Here is a 20,034-nt window from a genome sequence, read left to right on the forward strand (position 1 = left end):
GTTTTCTCCCTGTGTGGTCTCTACCACGTTGTTTGGTTGACGCTGACCTTGCGAAATCTGTTTTGCCGAGCGGAACTAAGGTGATCTCCAAACTGCTGAAGATCCCTTGTGGGAGCGAGCCTGCTCGCGATGGCGGCGGATCAGGCAACGCAGGTGGCGACTGATCCACTGCCATCGCGAGCAGGCTCGCTCCCACATGTTCTATTGCGTACGTTCAGTGGGTTTTTAAGCGCCCTTGGCCGAAGGCAGTTTCGATACCAGGCGCAGCGACACGGTCAGCCCTTCGAGCTGGTAGTGCGGACGCAGGTAGAACTTGGAGTTGTAGTACCCCGGGTTGCCTTCGACTTCTTCGACGATCACTTCGGCGGCAGCAAGCGGGTGCTGGGCCTTGGTGGTCTCGGTGGAGTGCGCCGGATCACCGTCGACGTAGTTCAGGATCCAGTCCTGCAACCAGCGCTGCATTTCGTCCTTCTCTTTGAAGGAGCCGATCTTGTCGCGCACGATGCACTTGAGGTAGTGGGCGAAACGGCAGGTGGCGAACAGGTACGGCAGGCGCGCGGCCAGGTTGGCGTTGGCGGTGGCGTCCGGGTCGTCGTATTCGGCCGGTTTCTGCAGGGACTGGGCGCCGATGAACGCGGCGAAGTCGGTGTTTTTCTTGTGCAGCAGCGGCATGAAACCGTTCTTCGCCAGTTCCGCTTCACGGCGGTCCGAGATAGCGATTTCAGTCGGGCACTTCATGTCCACGCCACCGTCGTCGGTCGGGAACGTGTGGGCCGGCAGGTTTTCCACTTCACCGCCCGACTCCACGCCACGGATGCGCGAGCACCAGCCGAAGTGTTTGAAGGAACGGTTGATGTTCACCGCCATCGCGTAGGCAGCGTTGGCCCAGGTGTACTTGGAGCTGTCGGCGCCGTCGGTGTTTTCTTCGAAGGCGAAGGCTTCCACCGGGTCGGTCTTGGCGCCGTACGGCAAGCGCGCCAGGAAGCGCGGCATGGTCAGGCCGATGTAGCGCGAGTCTTCCGACTCACGCAGCGAACGCCAGCCGGCGTATTCCGGCGTGGTAAAGATCTTGGTCAGGTCGCGCGGGTTCGACAGTTCCTGCCAGGAGCCCATGCCCATCACGGTTGGCGAGGCAGCGGCAATGAACGGCGCGTGCATCGCGGCGCAGACTTTCGACAGTTCGCCCAGCAGTTCCACGTCCGGTGGCGACTGGTCGAAGTAGTAGTCGCCCACCAGGCAGCCGTAAGGCTCGCCGCCGAACTGGCCATATTCTTCTTCGTACATCTTCTTGAAGATCGGGCTCTGGTCCCACGCGGTGCCCTTGAATTTCTTCAGGGTCTTGTGCAGGTCAGGCTTGGAGATGTTGAGCACGCGGATCTTGAGCTGCTCATCGGTCTCGGTGTTGTTGACCAGGTAGTGCAGGCCACGCCAGGCGCTTTCCAATTGCTGGAAATCCGGGTGGTGGATGACCTGGTTGACCTGGGCGGTGAGCTTGGCGTCGATGGCGGCGATGATCGACTCGATCGACTTGATGGCGTCGTTGGACACCAGGTCGGTCTGCGCCAGGGCCTGTTCGGCCAGGGTGCGCACGGCGGTCTCGACGGCTTCGCGGGCACGTTCGGTCTTGGGTTTGAATTCTTGCAGCAGCAGCGAGGCGAACTCGCTGGTTTCTTCGGTGGCGCCCAGGTTCTGGGGCTGATTGTCGCGTACCAAATCGTTCATGATTGTTAGTCCTTAAGCCTTGGGCTCTGCGTCGGCGGGCTTCGGCGCGCTCGCCAGGGCCTGCAACAGCGCTGGGTCCTTGATCGCCTTCATGATGATTTCCTCGGCGCCGGTCTTGCCGTCCATGTAGGTCAGCAGGTTGGCCAATTGGGTACGCGCTTCGAGCAGCTTGTTCAGCGAGTCGATCTTGCGCGCCACGGCTGCCGGGCTGAAGTCGTCCATGCTTTCGAAGGTCAGGTCCAGGCTGAGGTTGCCTTCGCCGGTCAATTCGTTAGGCACATGGAACGCCACGCGCGGCTGCATGGCCTTGAGGCGCGAGTCGAAATTGTCGACGTCGATCTCGAGGAACTTGCGATCGGCCACCGGTGCCAGAGGCTCGGCGGGCTTGCCGGCGAGGTCGGCCATTACCCCCATGACGAAGGGCAACTGGACCTTTTTCTCGGCGCCGTAGAGCTCGACGTCGTACTCGATCTGCACTCGAGGCGCGCGGTTGCGCGCGATGAATTTCTGAGAACTTTGCTTCGCCACGTTGCTGCTCCTGGTCGCTTGAGCGACGGTGTTGGCGTCATCGGGAGGTACCTATGACGTGACTGCGTGATCCGCTCGCTTTTTATTCGCTTTCCGGGCCGCGCAGGTTTTCAAATTGACTCATGCCGTCGGGAATCAGATTGCGCACGATCGCCGCGAAGTCGGCGTGCACCAGATTCTTCGCCCGATTCAACAGCACCGGCAGCGGGCTGGAGGGCTCATGGCGGGTGTAGTACGCCAGGATCCGGTCCAGGCTGCGCAGCACGTCGTCACGGTTGTTGATTTCCCCCGGGACGGTACTGCGGGGCGCGCCTGGTGAGCTGGTGTATTCGACGGGTGCGGTGTCGTCGGTTTCGACAGGATCGGCAAGGTCGCTGTCGCCGCTCTGCGGGGCGAACTGACCGAGAATCTGCAACGCCATTTTCAGCGGCTGCTTCAAAGGGCCGAGGTCCACGCCTTGGGCGGAACCGACCTGGTCGCTGACCTGCTGTTCGATGGATTCGGCGGCGCTGCGGGCTTCCAGCAGGGCGGCACGGATGACTTCCAGCTGCTCGGGGTCGCTGTCGAGCAGGGCGCCGGCGAGCTGTTCGGCGCCGAGACTTTCATCGGGGAAACTTTGCAAGCCGCTGGCATTGGCGGCGGCGCGCAGGCTGACGGCGCCGAACGTTCGCGAGCGGGCCAGGATGCTCTCGCGCAACAGGCGAATGGTGACGTCCGACGTCAGGCCGGCGAGGGCATTGATGCGCACGGTGGGGTCGTTGTCGTCATCGGCGTCCAGGCGCGGGTGCAGGTCGGCCCAGTATTGCTTGAGCAACTCGCTGATCAGCGTCAATGCGCGGGCGAGGCCGGGAATGCCTTCCAGGGCCAGGGAGCTCTGCAACAGGAAATGAGTGATGCGCAGGTCTTTGCTGCGCTGCAACAGGTCCAGGCTCTGCTGCTGGATGCTGCGCCATTCAGGGGGTTCGGCGGGCAGGATCGAATCGCCCATGCTGCGTTCGGGCTGGCCTCGGGAATCACGTTCCAGGCGCAAGAAATCCGCGTCATATTCCAGGTCTTCACCGCAAGGCGAATTCGCGGAAACGGCGGCGAGCAGCAAAGGCACATCCACTTGGATCGATCTCCCTATCACCCGCTGAAGAAGTCGGGCAGTGCACACGCAAGTTTCGGATGAAACTTCACATGTTCCTTGAGGATAATGGCGCTATAAAAGCGAGGTGATCTTAAAGTGCCATCATGTATATTCAAGAAGTTGTGCATTTTTGGTGTAGTACTTATCCGTTGTCAAGGTAAGCTATTTCGCCGATGTGACAGTTGTGAGGTGCTTAACAACCCGCGCGACTCGTAGGTCGAAGCAGGCACTGGAACAGGTTTTTTTGTCACGCAAGCCGGTTAAGATCAGCGATCATGCTGGCAAAAAGCCGTTCCGGTCGCAGGCAAGGATCCCATGTCGCATCGACGGGGCCCGTTCTTATGTATCGCCAGCGACAAGAAGTATTCAGCAAGGAGGCGAGATGCCGCTGTGTTTGACTATCACTAGTTATCACAAGATTACCCCCGGACAATGTTCTGAAAAGACCTTGGGTCAGGGTGTGATGGCAATTGGCCGTAGTTCCGATAATGATTGGGTTTTGCCGGATCCGGAACGCCTGGTCTCGGGCAAGCATTGCGTTATCCAATACAAGGACGGGCGTTATTACTTGACCGACAACAGCACTAACGGTGTGGAGTTGGTCAAGGCCGGTATTCGCCTGCGCAAAGGCAATAGCGAGCCGTTGCAGGACGGCGAGATCATCCGCATTGGCGATTATGAGATCCAGGCGCGGGTCGACTTCGACCTGCCGATGACCGACAGCAATCCGTTCGCCGAAGCCCCCAGCAGTTTCGAAGCCTTGATGGGCCGTCAGAGCGCATCCGTGAATACGCCTTCGCCGATGCCCGTCGCCATGCCGGCCCACTTCCAGGGCGTATCGTCCATGGACACACTGCCGGACCTGTTCGACTTCCTCACCCCGCCCAGCGTCCCGCCGGCCACCCAGCCGGATCATGTGCCGGCCGAGCAGCACGATTTCCGTGCGCCTACGCCGATCCCCCGCCCGAACCCCCCGCCTGTGGCTGAGCCGGTGTTCGAGCCAGCGGCGGGAACGCCGGCCCCGGTCATTCCGGCAGACTGGGATCTGTTCAGCGACAAGCCAGCGCCCGTGGCACCGATTCCCGTTGCGCCGCTGCCCGAGCCGGTTCCCGTACCGGCAATCCCTGTGGTTGAGGTCGTTGCGCCGATTGAATCCGCGCCGCGACCAGAAGCGCCCGTCAGCCGCGTCGAACCGACGACCTCCCCGGTGCAAACCTCTCAACCCGACCTGCTCCAGGCTTTCCTGCGCGGCGCCGGGCTGGATCAGTTGCGCCTGGACAAGGCCAACGCCGAGGCGCAGATGGAGAGCATCGGGCGCAGTTATCGCTTGATGGTCGAAGGGCTGATCGATGTACTGCGCGCCCGCAGCAGCCTCAAGGGTGAGTTCCGCATCCAGCAGACGATGATCCAGCCGGTGGAAAACAACCCGCTGAAGTTCGCCCCCAATGTCGATGAAGCCCTGCTGTTGCTGTTGCGCCATGGCAACCAGGCATTCATGGCCCCGGACGTGGCGGTGCGTGACAGTTTCGATGATCTGCGCGCCCACCAGTTGGCGGTCATGGCCGGCGTGGAAGCGGCGATCAAGCATTTGCTGGCGCGCTTCGAGCCGGCGCAACTGGAAGAACGCATGGCCAAGCCTGGTGGACTTTCAGGCATTTTCAGCGGCTCGCGACAGGCCCAGTACTGGCAGCAATTCACCGAGCTCTACAGCAACATTTCCCGGGAAGCCCAAGAGGATTTCCAGGACCTGTTCGGTCGTGAGTTCAGCCGCGCTTACGAAGAGCACAGCACACGACAGCGACGCCGTTGAGCGGCGCCGCCTTAACGATACTGATCAAGACAACAACGGATAGCTCAAACGTCATTGAGGACGCAGGATGATCCCCAGGTTTTTACTCGCAGTCGCCGTAGCGCTTCTGCTGACGGCGTGCGCCAAGGATGCGGCCCAACCCCAGCCCGAAGAAGCTGAGGCCGACACCGCCGCCGTCGAGCTGCACTTCCATTCCATCGCCGGGCTCAACCCCGGTGCCTCCGGCCAGCCAGCGCCGGTGCGGGTGCGTATTTTTGAACTGAAGAATGCGGCCACTTTTGGCCGCGCCGATTATTTCGCCTTGGCCGAGCGGGCCCAGGCGACGCTCGGTGCGGACCTGATCGACCAGGACGAAGTGCTGATCCAGCCGGACCAGCAATTGAGCCTGAAACGTGAGCTCGACCCGGCCACTCGGCACATCGGAATACTGGTGGGCTATCGCGAGTTGGACCAGTCGCTATGGCGCACGGTGATGAATGTACCGGCGCGCGAATACACCGAATACCAGATCAGCCTCGACGTGCGCGCCGTGCGCAGCGCCATCGTCGTTCCCCCATCCAGCCCTGCCCAATAAGGAATCGGAGCCCCCATGTCCTGGAACAATCGCGTGGTCTGGTCGGAAGGCATGTTCATTGGAACGCAGCACTTCCAGCAGCATGACCGTTACCTGGAAAACCTCATCGACGCCCGCAGCCGCCCCTTGTCGGCCGGTGCCTGGGGTTTTTCCGAATTGCTGATCGACCAGGGCCTGCTGGCCCAGGGCAAGCTGGCCATCCTCTCGGCGCGGGGCCTGCTGCCGGACGGCACGCCGTTCAACATTCCCCAGGATGATTTGGCGCCGACCCCACTGAACATCGACGACAACCTGCGCGATGGCGTGGTGTACCTGGCGTTGCCGCTCAAGCGCGCCGGTGCCCGCGACACCGTGGACGAAGGTGAAGACCTCGGTGCTGCGCGTTATGTCAGCCAGGTGTGTGAAGTGCGCGACGACAACGCGCCGTTCGAAAACCGCGCGCCGGTGGCCGTGGGTTCCCGGGCGTTGCGCTTGTTGACCGAACAGGATGGCATCGGCGACTACGCCGCGATTGGCGTGGTGCGCATCAAGGAAAAACGCGCCGACCGGGCCCTGGTCCTCGACGACAGCTACATTCCACCGCTGCTGGATGTGGCGGCTTCCAAGCCACTGGCGGCGTTTCGCAGCGAACTGCTGGGCCTGCTGCATCAACGCGGTGAAGCCTTGGCCGGGCGGGTGGTGGCCTCGGGGGCCGGTGGCGCCTCGGAGATCGCTGATTTCATGCTGCTGCAACTGGTCAACCGCGCCCAGCCGCTGATCCAGCACCTGAGCCAGTTGACGCCGCTGCACCCCGAGCGCTTCTACAGCGAACTGGTCAGCCTGGCGGGAGAATTCTCGACCTTTACCGCGTCAGCACGGCGGCCGCAGCCCTATCCGCAGTACCAGCACGATGACCTGGCGCTCAGCTACGCGCCGGTGATGCAGGCCTTGCGTGAGGCCCTGTCGATGTTGATCGACAGCAAGGCCACGCCGATCCCGATTGTTGAAAAAGCCTACGGCATTCACGTGGCGATGCTGGCCGACAAGACCCTGCTCGACAGCGCCAGTTTCATCCTGGTGGTACGCGCCGACGTGCCCGCCGAAACCCTGCGCGGCCGCTTCGGCCAGCAGAGCAAGGTAGGCTCGGTGGAGCACATCCGCGACCTGGTCAACCTGCAATTGCCGGGCATCGGCCTGCTGCCGTTGCCGGTAGCGCCACGCCAACTGCCGTACCACGCCGGTTCCACCTATTACGAGCTCGACCGGGGCAGCGATCACTGGCAGCAGTTGAGCAACTCCGGCGGCTTTGCGTTCCACATCGCCGGCCAGTTCCCGGGGCTGAACCTGGCGTTCTGGGCGATCCGAGGATAAACCGCGATGAGCAACGACGATCGTACCCAGTTCATGCCGACGCCCGGTGGCCGCGGCGCGGATCCGTTCCGTCCGGACCCGGCACGCCAACAGCCGACGCCCGCGCCGTTGTCGATGCCGGCCGCGCCGGTCCTGACCGGCAAGGCCCAGGGCCTCAACCCGTTGGAAAGCGCCGCCGGCCCGTTGCTGGCCCTGCTGACGCGCTTGCGCAACACCATCGCCCACCCGGCGCCGGCCAGCTTGCGCGCGCAACTGTTGGCCTACCTGCGCCAGTTCGAAGAGCGCGCCGAGGCCGCCGGCGTGGTGCGCAACGACGTGTTGCTGGCCCGCTACGCCTTGTGTACCGCCCTGGATGAAGCGGTGTTGAGCACCCCATGGGGTGGCACCAGCGATTGGGGCAAGCAAAGCCTTTTGATCACCGTGCATAACGAAGCCTGGGGCGGCGAGAAGGTGTTCCAGTTGCTGGAGCACTGCCTGCAAAGCCCGCGCGAGCGCTTGTATCTGCTGGAGCTTTTGTACCTGTGCATGTGCCTCGGGTTCGAAGGCCGTTATCGGGTAATGAACGACGGCCGCAGTCAATTGGAGGCGTTGCGCGAGCGTACCGCGGGCGTCATTCGCAGCGCTCGTGGCGACTACGAGCGCGAGCTGTCGCCGCACTGGCGCGGTGTCACCGTGGCCCGTGATCGCCTGGCGCAATTCATGCCGCCGTGGATCGCCCTGGCCATCGGCGCGGCGCTGCTGCTGGCGCTGCTGTTCGGCCTGCGCATGAAGCTGGCCTCCGACGCCGAGCCGGTGTTCAAGAACATCCACTTCCTCGGTGAAATCCCGGTGCAGACCATCGACCGTCCCGTGGTCCAGCCCAAAGTGATCGAGCGCCCACGCCTGGCTGGTTTCCTCGCCGATGAAATCCGCTCCGGCAAGGTGGCCGTGGAAGACGCCGTCGATCGCTCGGTGGTGACCATCCGTGGCGATGAACTGTTCGCCTCCGGCAGCGCCAGCATCAAAGACGATTTCCAACCGCTGATGCTGCGCATCGCTGACGCGGTGCGCAAGGTCAAGGGCCAGGTGCTGGTGACTGGCCACAGCGACAATCGCCCGATCGCCACCCTGAGATTCCCGTCCAACTGGGCCTTGTCCGAGGCGCGTGCCCGGTCGGTGCTGGACATTCTTTCGGCCAAGACCGGCCAACCCGAGCGCTTCAGCGCCGAGGGCCGCAGCGACACCGAGCCGCTGGCGTCCAACGCCACGACCGAGGGGCGCGCGCGCAATCGACGGGTTGAAATCACAGTGTTGGCGGAGGGGGTCGAGTGAAGGCGTTTTTCAGTTTCATGATCCGCTGGGTCATTCCATTGCTGGGCCTGATCGCCCTCAGCCTGATCATCTGGTTCGTTGGCCCGCTGCTCGATTGGCTGGTGCCTGAAGGCCGCCGCTGGGCGTTGATCATTCTGGTGTTCGCAGTGTGGATCGCCTACCGGGTGTTGCGCATTATCCAGGCTCGGCGCCAAGCCGCCGAAGTGATGCGCAGCCTGGCCGCGCAGACGCCGCCGGACCCCACCAGCATCGCCACCGCCGAGGAACTCGAAACCCTGCGCCAGCGCATGGACGAAGCCTTGGCGTTGCTCAAGAAAGCCAAACTCGGCGGTGACGAGCGGCGCAACCTCTACGAGCTGCCGTGGTACGTGATCATCGGCCCGCCCGGTTCCGGCAAGACCACCGCGCTGGTCAACTCCGGCCTGCATTTCCCGTTGGCCGCGCAGCTCGGCGCCGGTGCGGTGCGCGGCGTCGGCGGTACGCGCAATTGCGACTGGTGGTTCACCGACCAGGCCGTGCTGCTCGACACCGCTGGCCGCTACACCACCCAGGACAGTGACGCGGCCGTCGACAAGGCAGCATGGCTGGGCTTCCTCGGCCTGCTGAAAAAACAACGGGCACGTCGCCCCATCGACGGCGCGTTCATCGCCATCAGCCTCTCGGACCTGCTGCTGGGCAGCGACGCCGAACGCGCGGCCCACGCCGCGGCGATTCGCTTGCGGATCCAGGAGTTGTACACCCAACTGGGCGTGCGTTTCCCGGTCTACCTCATGCTCACCAAGCTCGACCTGGTGCCAGGCTTCATGGAGTACTTCGATAGCCTCAGCAAGGAAGAACGCGCCCAGGTCTGGGGCATGACCTTCGCCCTGGACGATGGCAAGAGCAACGACAGTCCGTTGGCGCACCTGCAAAGCGAATTCGCCCTGTTGGAACAGCGCCTGAACGACCGCTTGGTCGAGCGCTTGCAACAAGAGCGCGACCCGGCGCGGCGCGACCTGATCTACGGCTTCGCGCAGCAGTTCGGTGCGTTGAAGGATTGCCTGCAAAGCTTCCTCGACGGCGTTTTCAAACCCAACGCCTTTGAAGAGCGGGTATTGCTGCGCGGTGTGTACTTCACCAGCGGCACCCAGGAAGGCAGCCCGATCGATCGTCTGATCGGCTCCATGGCCCAGAGCATGAACCTGGACCGCCAGCACCTGGCGCGCCAGACCGGCACCGGACGCAGCTACTTCATCGAAAAACTGTTCAGCGCCGTGGCGTTTGCCGAGCGCGGGCTGGTGGGGGTGGACCCGAAAGTCGAGCGCCGGCGCAAGTGGATCGCTCGTGGCGTGCTCGCGTCAACCGTCGTGCTGGTGTTGGTGGTCAGTACGTTGTGGTGGGTCAGCTATCGCGCCAACCAGGCCTACATCGCCCAGGTCGACCAGAAGGTCGCGCCGCTGGGCCAGACCGTGCAGAACCTCAGCCCGGCCCAGCGCGACGTGCTTGCGGTGTTGCCGCTGCTCAACGCCGTGAAACACCTGGCCGACGACGCCCCCGATTGGGCTGAAGGTTTGGGCCTCTATCAGGGCGACATGCTGGAAGCCGAGTCTGGTAGCGTCTACCGCAAGCTGTTGATCGCGGTGTTCGCGCCACGCCTGCTGACGCGCATCGAAGAGCAACTGCACAGCGGCGGCAATTCGGACTTCCTCTACGAAGGCTTGAAGGCCTATCTGATGCTCGCCGATAACGAGCATTACGACGCCGACTTCATCAAGGCCTGGATCGCTTTGGATTGGGATCGCAGCTTGCCACGGGACTTGCCAGCCGAGCAGCGCCAAGCCCTGACCGGACATTTGCAGGCACTGTTCGAACGGCGTCCGCCGACCGCGCGCCTGGACCCACGGCTGATCGAAGACCTGCGCCGCCAGTTGCAACAGTTGCCGGTGGCCCAGCGCGTCTACGACCGCATCAAGCGCCAGAAGCTGCCAGAAGGCATTCCGGACTTCCGCATCAACGAAGCCGCCGGGCGTGACGCTGCGCTGGTGTTCAGCCGCAAGAGCGGCAAGCCGTTGGGCGAACCGTTGAGTGGGTTCTTCACGGTCAAAGGGTATCGCCAGGGCTTTTTGCTCAGCAGCCTGAGCCAGACTGGCACCTTGGCTGAAGAGCAATGGGTGCTGGGCCATGAAGAGGCCGACCAACAGAACGTCGCCAGCCTGGCCGCCGATGTGCGTCGCCTGTATTTCCAGGACTACATGCGCCAATGGGACGCCCTGCTGGCCGACATCGACTTCGTGCCGATCACCAGCGTGGCCCAGGCCGCCGATGTGCTGCGGGTGATTTCCGGCCCGACCTCGCCGCTGAAAAAACTGCTAGTGGCAGTGGCAAAGGAAACCGACCTGCAACAGGATGAGCGCCTGCTGGCCGCCCAAGGCGCGCCGGTGGAGGGCAGCGTGGACAAGCTCAAGGAGCGCCTCGGCAGCCTGCTCGGCCAGGAACAGGCGACGTCAAACGCGCCGACGGCGAGCGATGATCCGATCACCGCGCATTTCGCCGAGCTCAACAGCATCGTCAACAAGAACGAAGGCGAACCGGCGGCCATCGACGGCCTGTTGTCCGACATGAACGCGCTGTACGTGCAAGTCAGCGCCATGGTCGGTGCCAGCGGCGATGCCTTGCTCGGCGAGGCCAAGAACCAGGCGTCGGCCGCCGCTACCCGGGTGAGCCTCAACGCCGAACGCCAGCCGCCACTTGTGCAGGGCTTGGTCAAGTCAGTGGTCAATTCCACCACCAACACCATGATGGGCGGGGTGCGCAATCAACTGAACGCGGCCTGGACCAGCGAAGTGGTGAACATCTACCGCCAGTCCCTGGCCGGGCGTTACCCGATGTCGCCAGGCAGTGCGCGGGACGCGACCCTGGATGACTTCGGCCAGTTCTTCGGCGTCGGCGGGGTGATGGACAACTACTTCCGCAAGTACCTGCAACCGTACGTGGATACCTCGACGCAAACCTGGCGCTGGCAGCCGGGCGCGGCGCAGAAGCTCGGGATTTCTCCTGGCGTGTTGCAGACCTTCCAGCGCGCGGCGACCATCCGCGATGCGTTTTTTCCGCTCCGGCGGCACCCAGCCGATGGTGCGCTTCGAGCTCAAGCCGGTGGCGATGGATTCGACTATCACCCAGTTCCTGCTCGACCTCGACGGTCAGCAGCTGAGCTACGACCACGGCCCGAGCCGCCCGACCGCGCTGCAGTGGCCGAACCCCGGCAGCATCGGCGTGGTGCGGATTTCGATCATGCCACCTTCCTCCAGCGGTCGTTCCGGTATCACCCTGGATGGGCCATGGGCCTGGTTCCGCCTGCTGGAACAATCGGACCTGACCGCCGGCAATTCGCCGGATCGCTTCAACCTGCGCCTGCGGGTCGATGGCGCAAGCGCCTCTTATGAGCTGCGGGCCAACAGTGCTTTCAACCCGTTCAAGAGCCGCGTGCTCAGCGGCTTCAGCCTGCCGGAGCGTCTATGAGTACGCCGGGCTTCTATGGAAAGTTGGCCAGCCGCGGGGATTTCGTCAGCCGAGGCTTGCCCCAGAGTTTTATCAAACCGTGGGACTCCTGGCTGGCGGCGGGTTTGCTCGCCAGCCAGAGCAGCCTCGGCGAGCGTTGGTTGGACGCCTATCTCGTCAGCCCGCTATGGCGCTTCATGGTCGCGCCCGGCGTGTGCGGCCCGGACGCTGCCGTCGGGGTGGTGATGCCCAGCATCGACCGGGTCGGGCGCTATTTCCCGCTGACCGTCGCGGTATTGATGGACGCGGAGGCGGACCCAGCCTCGGTGGTCGGTGGCGCGGACGACTGGTTCGAGCGAGTGGAGAACCTGTTGCTGAGCACATTGAGCGTGGAAGCCAGTTTCGAAGCGTTCAGCGAAGAGCTTGAAACCCTTGGCAGCCCAATGTGCCGGCCGCGCACCTTGAGCAGTCGCTTCGCCAGCCTGCATCGTTTCGATGCCACCGATCCGCAGCGAAGGATGAGCGCCCTGGCCGAGTCGGCCTGTGAAGGCGCAAGCCTGTGGTGGGGCCTGGGTTCGGAGCGCATCGCGCCCGGTTTGATGCGCTGCCAGGGATTACCGGCGGCGGCTGATTTTGCGCAATTTTTGCTCGGCCAAGAAGGTGTTGTGTAGATGCGTCCAAGTGCCGGAAAAGCAATCAAGTCTGCAAGCAAGAGCCACGTCGGCATGGTCCGCCAGGTCAACGAAGATGCCTGCCTGGACATGCCTGAAAACGGCCTGTGGGTGGTCGCCGATGGCATGGGCGGGCACGCGGCGGGCGACTACGTCAGCAGCCTGATCATCGACAGCCTGCGCAGCATTGCCGTGGGCCGTTCCCTGGATGAATACATCGCGGCACTGCAAAGCGACCTGTTGCGGGTGAACGCCGCCGTGCGCGAAGAAACCGCCAACCGTGGCGTGACCATGATGGGCAGCACCGTGGTGGTACTGGCCGCCCGCGACCTGCGCGGCATGTGCCTGTGGGCCGGTGACAGCCGGTTGTATCGCCTGCGCGATGGCGTGCTCGAAAGCATTTCCCGGGACCACAGCTACGTCCAGGACTTGCAAGACAGCGGCCTGCTCAGCGAAGCCGAAGCCCGCGTGCATCCACGCGCCAACATCGTCACCCGCGCCATCGGCGTCGAGGCGCAACTGAACCTGGCGCTGGCCGAATTGCTGCTGGTGCCCGGCGACAGCTACCTACTGTGCAGCGACGGCCTGACCAAGACCGTCGAGGACGAGGAAATCCGTGAAGTATTGAGCCACGACGAGCCCGGCGAGATCGCCAGTAGCCTGGTGTCCCTGGGCCTGATGCGCGGCGCGCCGGACAACATCACCGTGGTCGTCGTGAAGGTGCCGTCATGAGCTTGACCCTTAACCTTGTCATCCCCGGTTACGACATCGACGGCGAGATCGGCGAAGGCGCGATGGCCAGCGTGTACCTGGCGACCCAGCGTTCGCTGGAGCGCAAGGTGGCATTGAAAGTCATGGCGGCAGCCCTGGCCGCCGACCCGACGTTCTGCGAGCGTTTCCTGCGCGAAGGCAAGACCCTGGCGCGCTTGTCCCACCCGCACACGGTCACCATCCATGACATCGGCAACGTCGGTGAGCTGTATTACATGGCGATGGAATACCTGCCCAACGGCACGCTCAAGGAACGCATCGCCGCGGGCCTGACGCCGGAGCAGGGCCTGACCTACATTCGCCAGATCGCCTCGGCCCTTGGGTATGCCCACGGCTTGGGGTTGGTCCACCGCGACGTGAAGCCGGCCAACATCCTCTTTCGCGCCGACGGCACGGCGGTGCTGTCGGACTTCGGCATCGCCAAATCCCTGGACGACCGCACCCAGTTCACCCAAGCCGGTTTCGCCGTTGGCACACCGAGCTACATGAGCCCGGAACAGGCCCGTGGGCAAGACATCGACGGTCGCGCCGACCTGTACGCCTTGGGCGTGGTGCTCTATGAAATCCTCGTCGGCAAGTTGCCGTACACCGGCAACGATGCACTGTCCACGGCCCTGGCGCACCTGACCGAGCCCTTGCCGGAACTGCCGGTGCACCATGGCCGTTACCAGGACGTGCTGCGCAAGTTGCTGGCGAAGGATCCGGCGGAGCGTTTCCCGGATGCGGCGGCGCTGCTGCGGGCGCTGGATAACTTGCCGGAGCAATCGTCGGAAGCGACGCTGATCCGGCCGTTGTCGTTTGAACTGCCGCTCGTGCCGCCTGCGGTGGATGACCTGGCGGGCTTGACGCCCATGTCCATCGACATTCCCAGCGGCCCGGCTTACTCGCCGCCACAACCCAAGCCTGTGCCACCGCCGCTCAAGCCAACAGCGCAATCCACGGTTTCGGAGCAACGCAAGGGTCCGGTGTTTGCCCTCGCGGCTGTTGCGGTGGCCGTGGCGTTGGCGCTGGGTGGCGCGGGTTATTGGTGGTTGTCTGGCAATGACGGCAAAGAGATGAAAACGCCGATTGCCAAGACGACCTCGGCCAAGCCCCCGGAAGTCACCCCGCCGAAAGCCCCTGACGTACCTGCGGTCAAGCCGCCCGTGGCGACCGATGCCGATGGCGGCCAGCGTCCGCTGCTGATGGCTGGCAAGAAGACCCTGTTCCAGCGCGTGCTCAGCAAACCGGGGGCCAAGTTGGCCGCCGAGCCTGGCGCTGCGCCGGGCAAGGCGTTGCCGGCGTTCACCGTGCTGTACGTCTACCAGCGCAAGGACGTGGACGGCAGCGCCTGGGTGCGCGTCGGCGCCGCCACCGACGGGCGCAGCGACGGCTGGTTGCCCGCCGCTCAGGTCAGCGATTGGAAACAGAGCCTGGTGCTCAAGTTCACCGAGCGCTCCGGCCGTGCGCCGGTGATGTTCCTGCGTCAGCCCGGCGAAGTGGAGAAGCTACTGGCCAACCCGGCCGCCGCCAAAAACGCGTTGCTCAAAGCTCAGCAGAACCCCCAGGACGATCAGCAAGTGCTGGCTCTGGAGCCGGCCGCCAGCGCCGTGCCGCAGAATCAGTTCTATCTGCTGCCAATCTTCGATTCCCGCGAGAGCTTCGACGATAACGGACAACCGGTGCAGTTGCTGAACGTGGCGTCCATCGACCCTGGCACCGCCCAAAAGGCTGCGACCAACACGCCGGTCACCGCCGCCAACGCCGACGCGTTCCGTACCGCCGTGGTGCTGGTGGTGGACACCACCGTGTCCATGCAGCCCTACATCGATCAGGTCCGTGACGTGGTGCATCAATTGCAGACTCGCATCGGCGAACGTGGCGAGCTTGATAGCGTCAGTTTCGGCATGGTGGGTTTTCGCAGCAGCATCAAGAAAACCCCAGGCCTGGAATACACCGCCAAGACCTTGATCACCTTGGAACAGGGCCGCGACCCGCAACGCTTCCTGGAGATGGCGCGGCAGGTCAAGGCATCTACCGTGTCGAGCCATTCGTTTAATGAAGATGCGTTTGCCGGTGTCATGGAGGCGGTGGAAGGGATGGACTGGTCCGGCTACGGCGGGCGCCTGATCCTGCTCGTCACCGACGCCGGTGCGCTGCGCAAGAACGACCCATTTGCCGCCACACAAATGAACGAGGCCGAAGTGCGCCAGGCGGCATTGGGCAAGCAAATCAAGATATACGCCCTGCACCTGCTCAGCGACGCCGGCAAGAAAACACACGCCGGCGCACAGTCCCAGTACCGCACACTGACTGCCGACGCCAACCCGCAAATCGGTGACCTGTACATTGCGGTGCCGGGTGCCGACGTACGTAAGTTCGGTGATCGGGTCGACGAAATCGGCTCGGTGTTCGCCGACCTCGTCCACCAGGTGCGCAGCAACAAGCCGCAAAGCGTGCCGCTGCTCAGCGCCGCGCCGAGCCTGGCCGACAAATCGGCAGCGGTCGGCTACGCGATGCACATGGACTTCCTGGGGCGCAAAGCCGCCAGCCAGGCGCCGCAATTGGTCAGCGCCTGGACCGCCGACCGCGACCTGACCAACCCGGCGCTGCCGGCATTCCAGGTCTGCGTGATGCTGACCAAGCTGCAACTCAACGACCTGCAGCAATCGCTGAAACTCATCGTCGACGCGGCCCGCAAAACCCAGAGCTCGCCCAAGGATTTCTTCCAGGAAATCGCCAGCGCCAGCGCCTATATGAGCCGCGACCCATCGGCCCTGCGCAAAGGCGGCAACCTCGCCACGGGTGGGATTCTCGGCGAGTACCTGGAAGGGCTGCCGTACCGCAGCAAATCGCTGAACATGACCCAGGATTTGTGGCTGTCGTTGAGCGTGGCCGAGCAGGAGGATTTCATCGACGAGCTGGAATCAAAGATCCGCCTCTACGAAACCTTCCACAACGACCTCGCCAATTGGGTGCGCTTCGGCGATGCCGAGCCGGGCGACGCCTTGTACCGCGTTCCGTTGTCGACGCTGCCGTGATGCTGAACCTGAGCGCGGTGCACAAGAGCCGGGGCGCCGGTGGCCAACGCTACAGCCTGGTGATTCCACGGCTGCAACTGCGCGCCGGTGAACAGCTGGCGGTGGTCGGTCCCAGCGGCTGCGGCAAGAGCACCTTGCTGGACTTGCTGGCGCTGGTGCTGGCGCCGGATCAGGCGGGGCAGTTCGACTTCACGCCGGCCAACGCGCCGCTGGACATCGCCAAACTGTGGCGCACGTCGCAACAAGGCACCTTGGCTGAGTTGCGCAGCCGCCACCTGGGCTATGTTCTGCAAACCGGTGGCCTGCTGGGCTTCCTGGACGTACGCGGCAACATCGCGTTGTCGCGCAAACTGCTGGGCTTGAAGGATGACGGCAGCGTGAAGCGCCTGGCCGGACAATTGGACATTGCCGATCAACTGGACAAGAAACCCGCGGATCTTTCCGTCGGCCAGCGCCAGCGGGTCAGTTGCGCCCGCGCCTTGGCCCATGGCCCGCGCCTGCTGCTGGCCGACGAACCGACCGCCGCCCTCGACCCGCTGAACGCCGAGCGCGTCATGCAGTTGCTGGTCACCCAGGCCCGCGAGCAGGGTGTCTGCTGTGTGGTCGCCACCCATGACGAGGCGCTGGCCCGCGCCAGCGGCTTGCAACTGCGACGCATCAGTTGCCGCCGCGATGCCGACGGCGGCGTCACCGCTACGCTCGGGGAGGCCTGCTGATGCGCGGCGCGCTGGTGGCTTCCCTGGCCTGGCAGGATTACCGCAACGACGCTTGGCTGTCGGCGTGTTCGGTGCTGGCGTTGGTGGCCGTGGTGGCGCCGTTGCTGGTGCTGTTCGGCCTGAAGTTCGGCCTGGTCAGCAGCCTGACCGAGCGCCTGGAACGTGACCCGGCTACCCGGGAAATCATCCCGTTGGGCGGTGGCCGTTTCAGTGCCGCCTTCGTCGAGCAATTGGGACAGCGCAGCGACGTCGCCTTCGCCTTGCCGCGCACCCGACAGATCGCGGCCACGGCGGATCTGAGCAGCGAGGCTGCCGCCGTCACGGTCGAGATGATTCCCACGGACGCTGGCGACCCTTTGTTCGATCGCCTGCCGGTGCCGCAGGGCTTGGATCAAGTGGTGCTCAGCCAGACCGCCGCCGAGAAACTCGGCGCCAAGGCCGGTGATTGGTTGCAGGCCGGTTTCGGCCGGCAAGTGGCCGGTCGCAGCGAGGCGCAGCGCACTCGCGTGCAGGTGATGCATGTGCTGCCACTGGAAGCCTTCGCCCGGGACGGCCTGTTTGCCCCGCTGGCGTTGCTGGAGGCCGCCGAGGATTACCGCGACGGCCGTGCCGTGCCCGCGTTCGGCTGGCCGGGCGATGCAGTGGGCGAGGTTGGGCAGCGGGTCTATCCGGCGTTCCGCCTGTACGCGCGCAACCTTGGTGATGTCGAGCCGCTGCGCCAGTACTTCGCCGCGCAGAACCTGTTGGTGTCGACCCAGGCCCAGACCATCGCACAGGTGCAATCGTTGAGCCGCAACCTGTCGATCGTGTTCTGGATCATCGCCGGGTTGGCGTTGGCCGGCGGGTTCGCAGCGATTTTTGCCGGGGCCCTGGCAGCGGTGGAGCGCAAGCGTCGGGAGCTGTCGGTGCTGCGCCTGCTGGGCGTGTCCACGGCGGCGCTGTTGTTGTTCGTGGTGTTGCAGGCGCTCTACAGCGCCACGTTTGCGGCCCTGCTGAGCGCCGGGTTGTATGGCCTGGCGCAGTCGGGGCTCAATTATTTATTTGCGCAGATGCCCGGCGAGTACGCCAGCCATCTGCTGGTGCGTCATTACACCTTGGCCCTGGTGGCCGTGCTCGGCATCAGCGCCGTCGCGGCGGCGTGTGGCGGCTGGCGGGTGGCGCGCATCCAGGCATGTGAAGGAATTCGCGATGTATAAGTTATTGGGCGCCGCCGTGGCGCTGAGCCTGGCCGGTCTGGTCTGTGCCGATGAAGGCACAGACAAGCTGGACAACCCCAAGCCATTGCCCGACGACGTCAGCCTGCCGCTGCCGTGTGAAGGGCAAATGGTGTTTCGCTACGTCTACATTCTTGCCCAAGGGACCCTGGACGACCGCGAGATCAGCCTCGGCTACCCGTTCAGCGAAGGCGAGGCCGGCTACCAGCAGTCGTTCATTTCCGGCTATCGGCGCGACTTCATCAATGGCCAGTTCACCCTCAAGGATTTGCCCAAGGATTGGAACAAGACCATCACGCCGTTGATGCCCAAGACCGACGCCAAGACGCCGCTCAAGCCGATGCTGTACTTCATCGGCAAATACGAAGTCACCGCTCGCCAGTACGCTCAGGTCATGGCCCAGGCGCAATCCCTGGCCAGCGGCGAGCCGGCGCCGGCCTGCGAAGCCTTGCAAGCCGAGTTGCCCCAGGGTATGGCCGGGCGCTTGCCGAAGGTGAAACTGTCGAAATTCGAGGCCGAGCGCTTTGCGGCGGTGTACAGCGCCTGGCTGATGAAATACCACAAGGACCTGCTGCCAGTGAGCGGTCGCGGCGCATCCGCCGAAGACGGCGGCCTGGGCTTCGTGCGCCTGCCCACCGAAGTGGAGTGGGAATTCGCCGCCCGAGGTGGGCAAGCTGTGAGCCGTCAGGACCTGGAAGGGCGCTTGTTCCCCCGGCGCCTTGAAGGCAGTGAAAGCGACGGGCCGCTGGCCGATTGGGCAGTGTTCAACCAAGTCGCCGGCGGCACGGGCCAAGCGGCGCGTTTGATGCCCATCGGCACCAAGTTGCCGAACCCCATCGGCCTGTTCGACGTGGTGGGCAACGCCGCCGAAATGGTCCAGGAATCATTCCAACTGGTGCACGCCGGTCGCCGTCAGGGCGCCTATGGCGGCTTCGTGGTCAAGGGCGGCAACTACCTGGAAGGCGAGGGCACGTTGTTCACTGGCATGCGCCGCGAGTACCCGTTGTTCGCCGCGGACGGCACCGAGCAAAACAACGAAACCACCGGTTTCCGTGTGGCTGTCGGCGCGTTGTCGGCGCCGCGTTCGCGCTACAAGGAACTGTTCGCCCAGTGGCAGAAAGAAGGCCGGCTCGCGTCCCTGACCGACGCCATCGACGACGCTGAAGACCCGACCAAGCGCCTGGACAGCATCATCGCCGCCAGCGCCGACCCGCGCCTTCAAGCGGAGTTGGGCCTGGTCAACGAAGAGCTCAAGCGCAACGTCTCGCTCATCGCCCAACAGCGCGAGGAAGCGGCGGGCAACCTGATCCAGTCTTCGGCCCTGGTGGCCGAGACCATCAACAACTACAACATTCGCCTGACCAACCTGCAGAACAGTCGGCAGGCGGCCCTGGATGCCAAGGACGACGCCAGCGCCACGCTGTTTGCCACGGCCATTGAAAATGGTCGCAGTGCGCTGGACGGCGCGGTGGCGATCTACATCGACAACCTGGCGACCGGCACGCGCTACACCGATGCCGTGATCCAGGCGCAATTCCAGCGCATCAAGGAAGAGCTTGAGCGCAAACCGGTACTGGGCAAGAGCCTGGTGGCGCGTGCAACGTTATTCGTTCGCCATGTCGGGGATTATCGTCAGCAGAAACGAGCCGACCCGGCGGCGATATTGAAGCAATTGCTCGCATCGAGCGCTCAGCGGTCTTGAGTGTTCGTTGTCAGCGAGCTTGGAAGGGACTCAGGCGGC

The 20,034-nt window shown here is 64.0% G+C and carries 13 protein-coding genes and 1 pseudogene; 11 read left to right on the forward strand and 3 right to left on the reverse strand.

The annotated features are described in order from the left end of the window. Nucleotides 1–225: 225 nt before the first annotated feature. From tssC to tssA, 3 genes are all read right to left on the reverse strand, one after another. Nucleotides 226–1,722, reverse strand: coding sequence for a type VI secretion system contractile sheath large subunit (gene tssC / locus M1D68_RS00490; RefSeq protein WP_030138240.1), 1,497 nt, complete (start codon nt 1,720–1,722; stop codon nt 226–228). Nucleotides 1,723–1,734: 12 nt separating this feature from the next. Continuing rightward, complete coding sequence (gene tssB / locus M1D68_RS00495) at nt 1,735–2,250, reverse strand: type VI secretion system contractile sheath small subunit (RefSeq protein WP_186633609.1); 516 nt, start codon at nt 2,248–2,250, stop codon at nt 1,735–1,737. Between the two features lie 82 nt (nt 2,251–2,332). Beyond that, on the reverse strand, nt 2,333–3,358 hold the full coding sequence (gene tssA, locus M1D68_RS00500) for a type VI secretion system protein TssA (protein ID WP_457968939.1): 1,026 nt from the start codon (nt 3,356–3,358) through the stop codon (nt 2,333–2,335). 403 nt (nt 3,359–3,761) lie between these two features. Between tssA and tagH the strand changes: the two genes are divergently transcribed. From tagH to M1D68_RS00555, 11 genes and pseudogenes are all read left to right on the forward strand, one after another. Then, a complete protein-coding gene (gene tagH / locus M1D68_RS00505) occupies nt 3,762–5,189 on the forward strand; it encodes a type VI secretion system-associated FHA domain protein TagH (RefSeq protein ID WP_457968941.1) in 1,428 nt (475 codons plus the stop codon). Between the two features lie 67 nt (nt 5,190–5,256). Then, complete coding sequence (gene tssJ, locus M1D68_RS00510) at nt 5,257–5,763, forward strand: type VI secretion system lipoprotein TssJ (RefSeq protein WP_457968943.1); 507 nt, start codon at nt 5,257–5,259, stop codon at nt 5,761–5,763. A gap of 15 nt (nt 5,764–5,778) precedes the next feature. Beyond that, entirely contained in the window at nt 5,779–7,113 is a 1,335-nt protein-coding gene (tssK, locus tag M1D68_RS00515; RefSeq protein ID WP_420767139.1) for a type VI secretion system baseplate subunit TssK, read from the forward strand. A gap of 6 nt (nt 7,114–7,119) precedes the next feature. Next, nucleotides 7,120–8,424, forward strand: a complete 1,305-nt coding sequence (locus tag M1D68_RS00520; protein ID WP_420767140.1) for a DotU family type VI secretion system protein — start codon at nt 7,120–7,122, stop codon at nt 8,422–8,424. After that, nucleotides 8,421–11,922 (forward strand): annotated as a pseudogene (tssM, locus tag M1D68_RS00525) (type VI secretion system membrane subunit TssM). Before M1D68_RS00520 ends, tssM begins: the two are co-directional and overlap by 4 nt. Continuing rightward, entirely contained in the window at nt 11,919–12,572 is a 654-nt protein-coding gene (gene tagF / locus M1D68_RS00530) for a type VI secretion system-associated protein TagF (RefSeq protein ID WP_457968945.1), read from the forward strand. Before tssM ends, tagF begins: the two are co-directional and overlap by 4 nt. After that, a complete protein-coding gene (locus M1D68_RS00535) occupies nt 12,573–13,304 on the forward strand; it encodes a PP2C family protein-serine/threonine phosphatase (RefSeq protein ID WP_434561609.1) in 732 nt (243 codons plus the stop codon). Beyond that, nucleotides 13,301–16,363, forward strand: a complete 3,063-nt coding sequence (locus tag M1D68_RS00540; RefSeq protein ID WP_457968947.1) for a serine/threonine-protein kinase — start codon at nt 13,301–13,303, stop codon at nt 16,361–16,363. Before M1D68_RS00535 ends, M1D68_RS00540 begins: the two co-directional genes overlap by 4 nt. Further along, a complete protein-coding gene (locus M1D68_RS00545; RefSeq protein WP_434564174.1) occupies nt 16,363–17,079 on the forward strand; it encodes an ABC transporter ATP-binding protein in 717 nt (238 codons plus the stop codon). Before M1D68_RS00540 ends, M1D68_RS00545 begins: the two co-directional genes overlap by 1 nt. After that, complete coding sequence (locus M1D68_RS00550) at nt 17,079–18,275, forward strand: ABC transporter permease (RefSeq protein WP_457968949.1); 1,197 nt, start codon at nt 17,079–17,081, stop codon at nt 18,273–18,275. The genes M1D68_RS00545 and M1D68_RS00550 overlap by 1 nt, the downstream gene beginning before the upstream one ends. Then, nucleotides 18,268–19,995: a formylglycine-generating enzyme family protein gene (locus tag M1D68_RS00555; RefSeq protein ID WP_434561615.1), complete on the forward strand. Its 1,728-nt coding sequence runs from the start codon at nt 18,268–18,270 to the stop codon at nt 19,993–19,995. Before M1D68_RS00550 ends, M1D68_RS00555 begins: the two co-directional genes overlap by 8 nt. Nucleotides 19,996–20,034 lie beyond the last annotated feature (39 nt).

The organism is Pseudomonas sp. R4-84 (assembly GCF_054130985.1).

What these genes read in the sequence shown, in the direction of transcription:
- M1D68_RS00540 (WP_457968947.1), top strand. Translation starts at nt 13,301, where the DNA reads ATGAGCTTGACCCTTAACCTTGTCATCCCCGGTTACGACATCGACGGC.
- M1D68_RS00550 (WP_457968949.1), top strand. Translation starts at nt 17,079, where the DNA reads ATGCGCGGCGCGCTGGTGGCTTCCCTGGCCTGGCAGGATTACCGCAAC.
- M1D68_RS00555 (WP_434561615.1), top strand. Translation starts at nt 18,268, where the DNA reads ATGTATAAGTTATTGGGCGCCGCCGTGGCGCTGAGCCTGGCCGGTCTG.
- tssC (WP_030138240.1), bottom strand. Translation starts at nt 1,722, where the DNA reads ATGAACGATTTGGTACGCGACAATCAGCCCCAGAACCTGGGCGCCACC.
- tagF (WP_457968945.1), top strand. Translation starts at nt 11,919, where the DNA reads ATGAGTACGCCGGGCTTCTATGGAAAGTTGGCCAGCCGCGGGGATTTC.
- tssK (WP_420767139.1), top strand. Translation starts at nt 5,779, where the DNA reads ATGTCCTGGAACAATCGCGTGGTCTGGTCGGAAGGCATGTTCATTGGA.
- M1D68_RS00520 (WP_420767140.1), top strand. Translation starts at nt 7,120, where the DNA reads ATGAGCAACGACGATCGTACCCAGTTCATGCCGACGCCCGGTGGCCGC.
- M1D68_RS00535 (WP_434561609.1), top strand. Translation starts at nt 12,573, where the DNA reads ATGCGTCCAAGTGCCGGAAAAGCAATCAAGTCTGCAAGCAAGAGCCAC.
- M1D68_RS00545 (WP_434564174.1), top strand. Translation starts at nt 16,363, where the DNA reads ATGCTGAACCTGAGCGCGGTGCACAAGAGCCGGGGCGCCGGTGGCCAA.
- tssJ (WP_457968943.1), top strand. Translation starts at nt 5,257, where the DNA reads ATGATCCCCAGGTTTTTACTCGCAGTCGCCGTAGCGCTTCTGCTGACG.
- tagH (WP_457968941.1), top strand. Translation starts at nt 3,762, where the DNA reads ATGCCGCTGTGTTTGACTATCACTAGTTATCACAAGATTACCCCCGGA.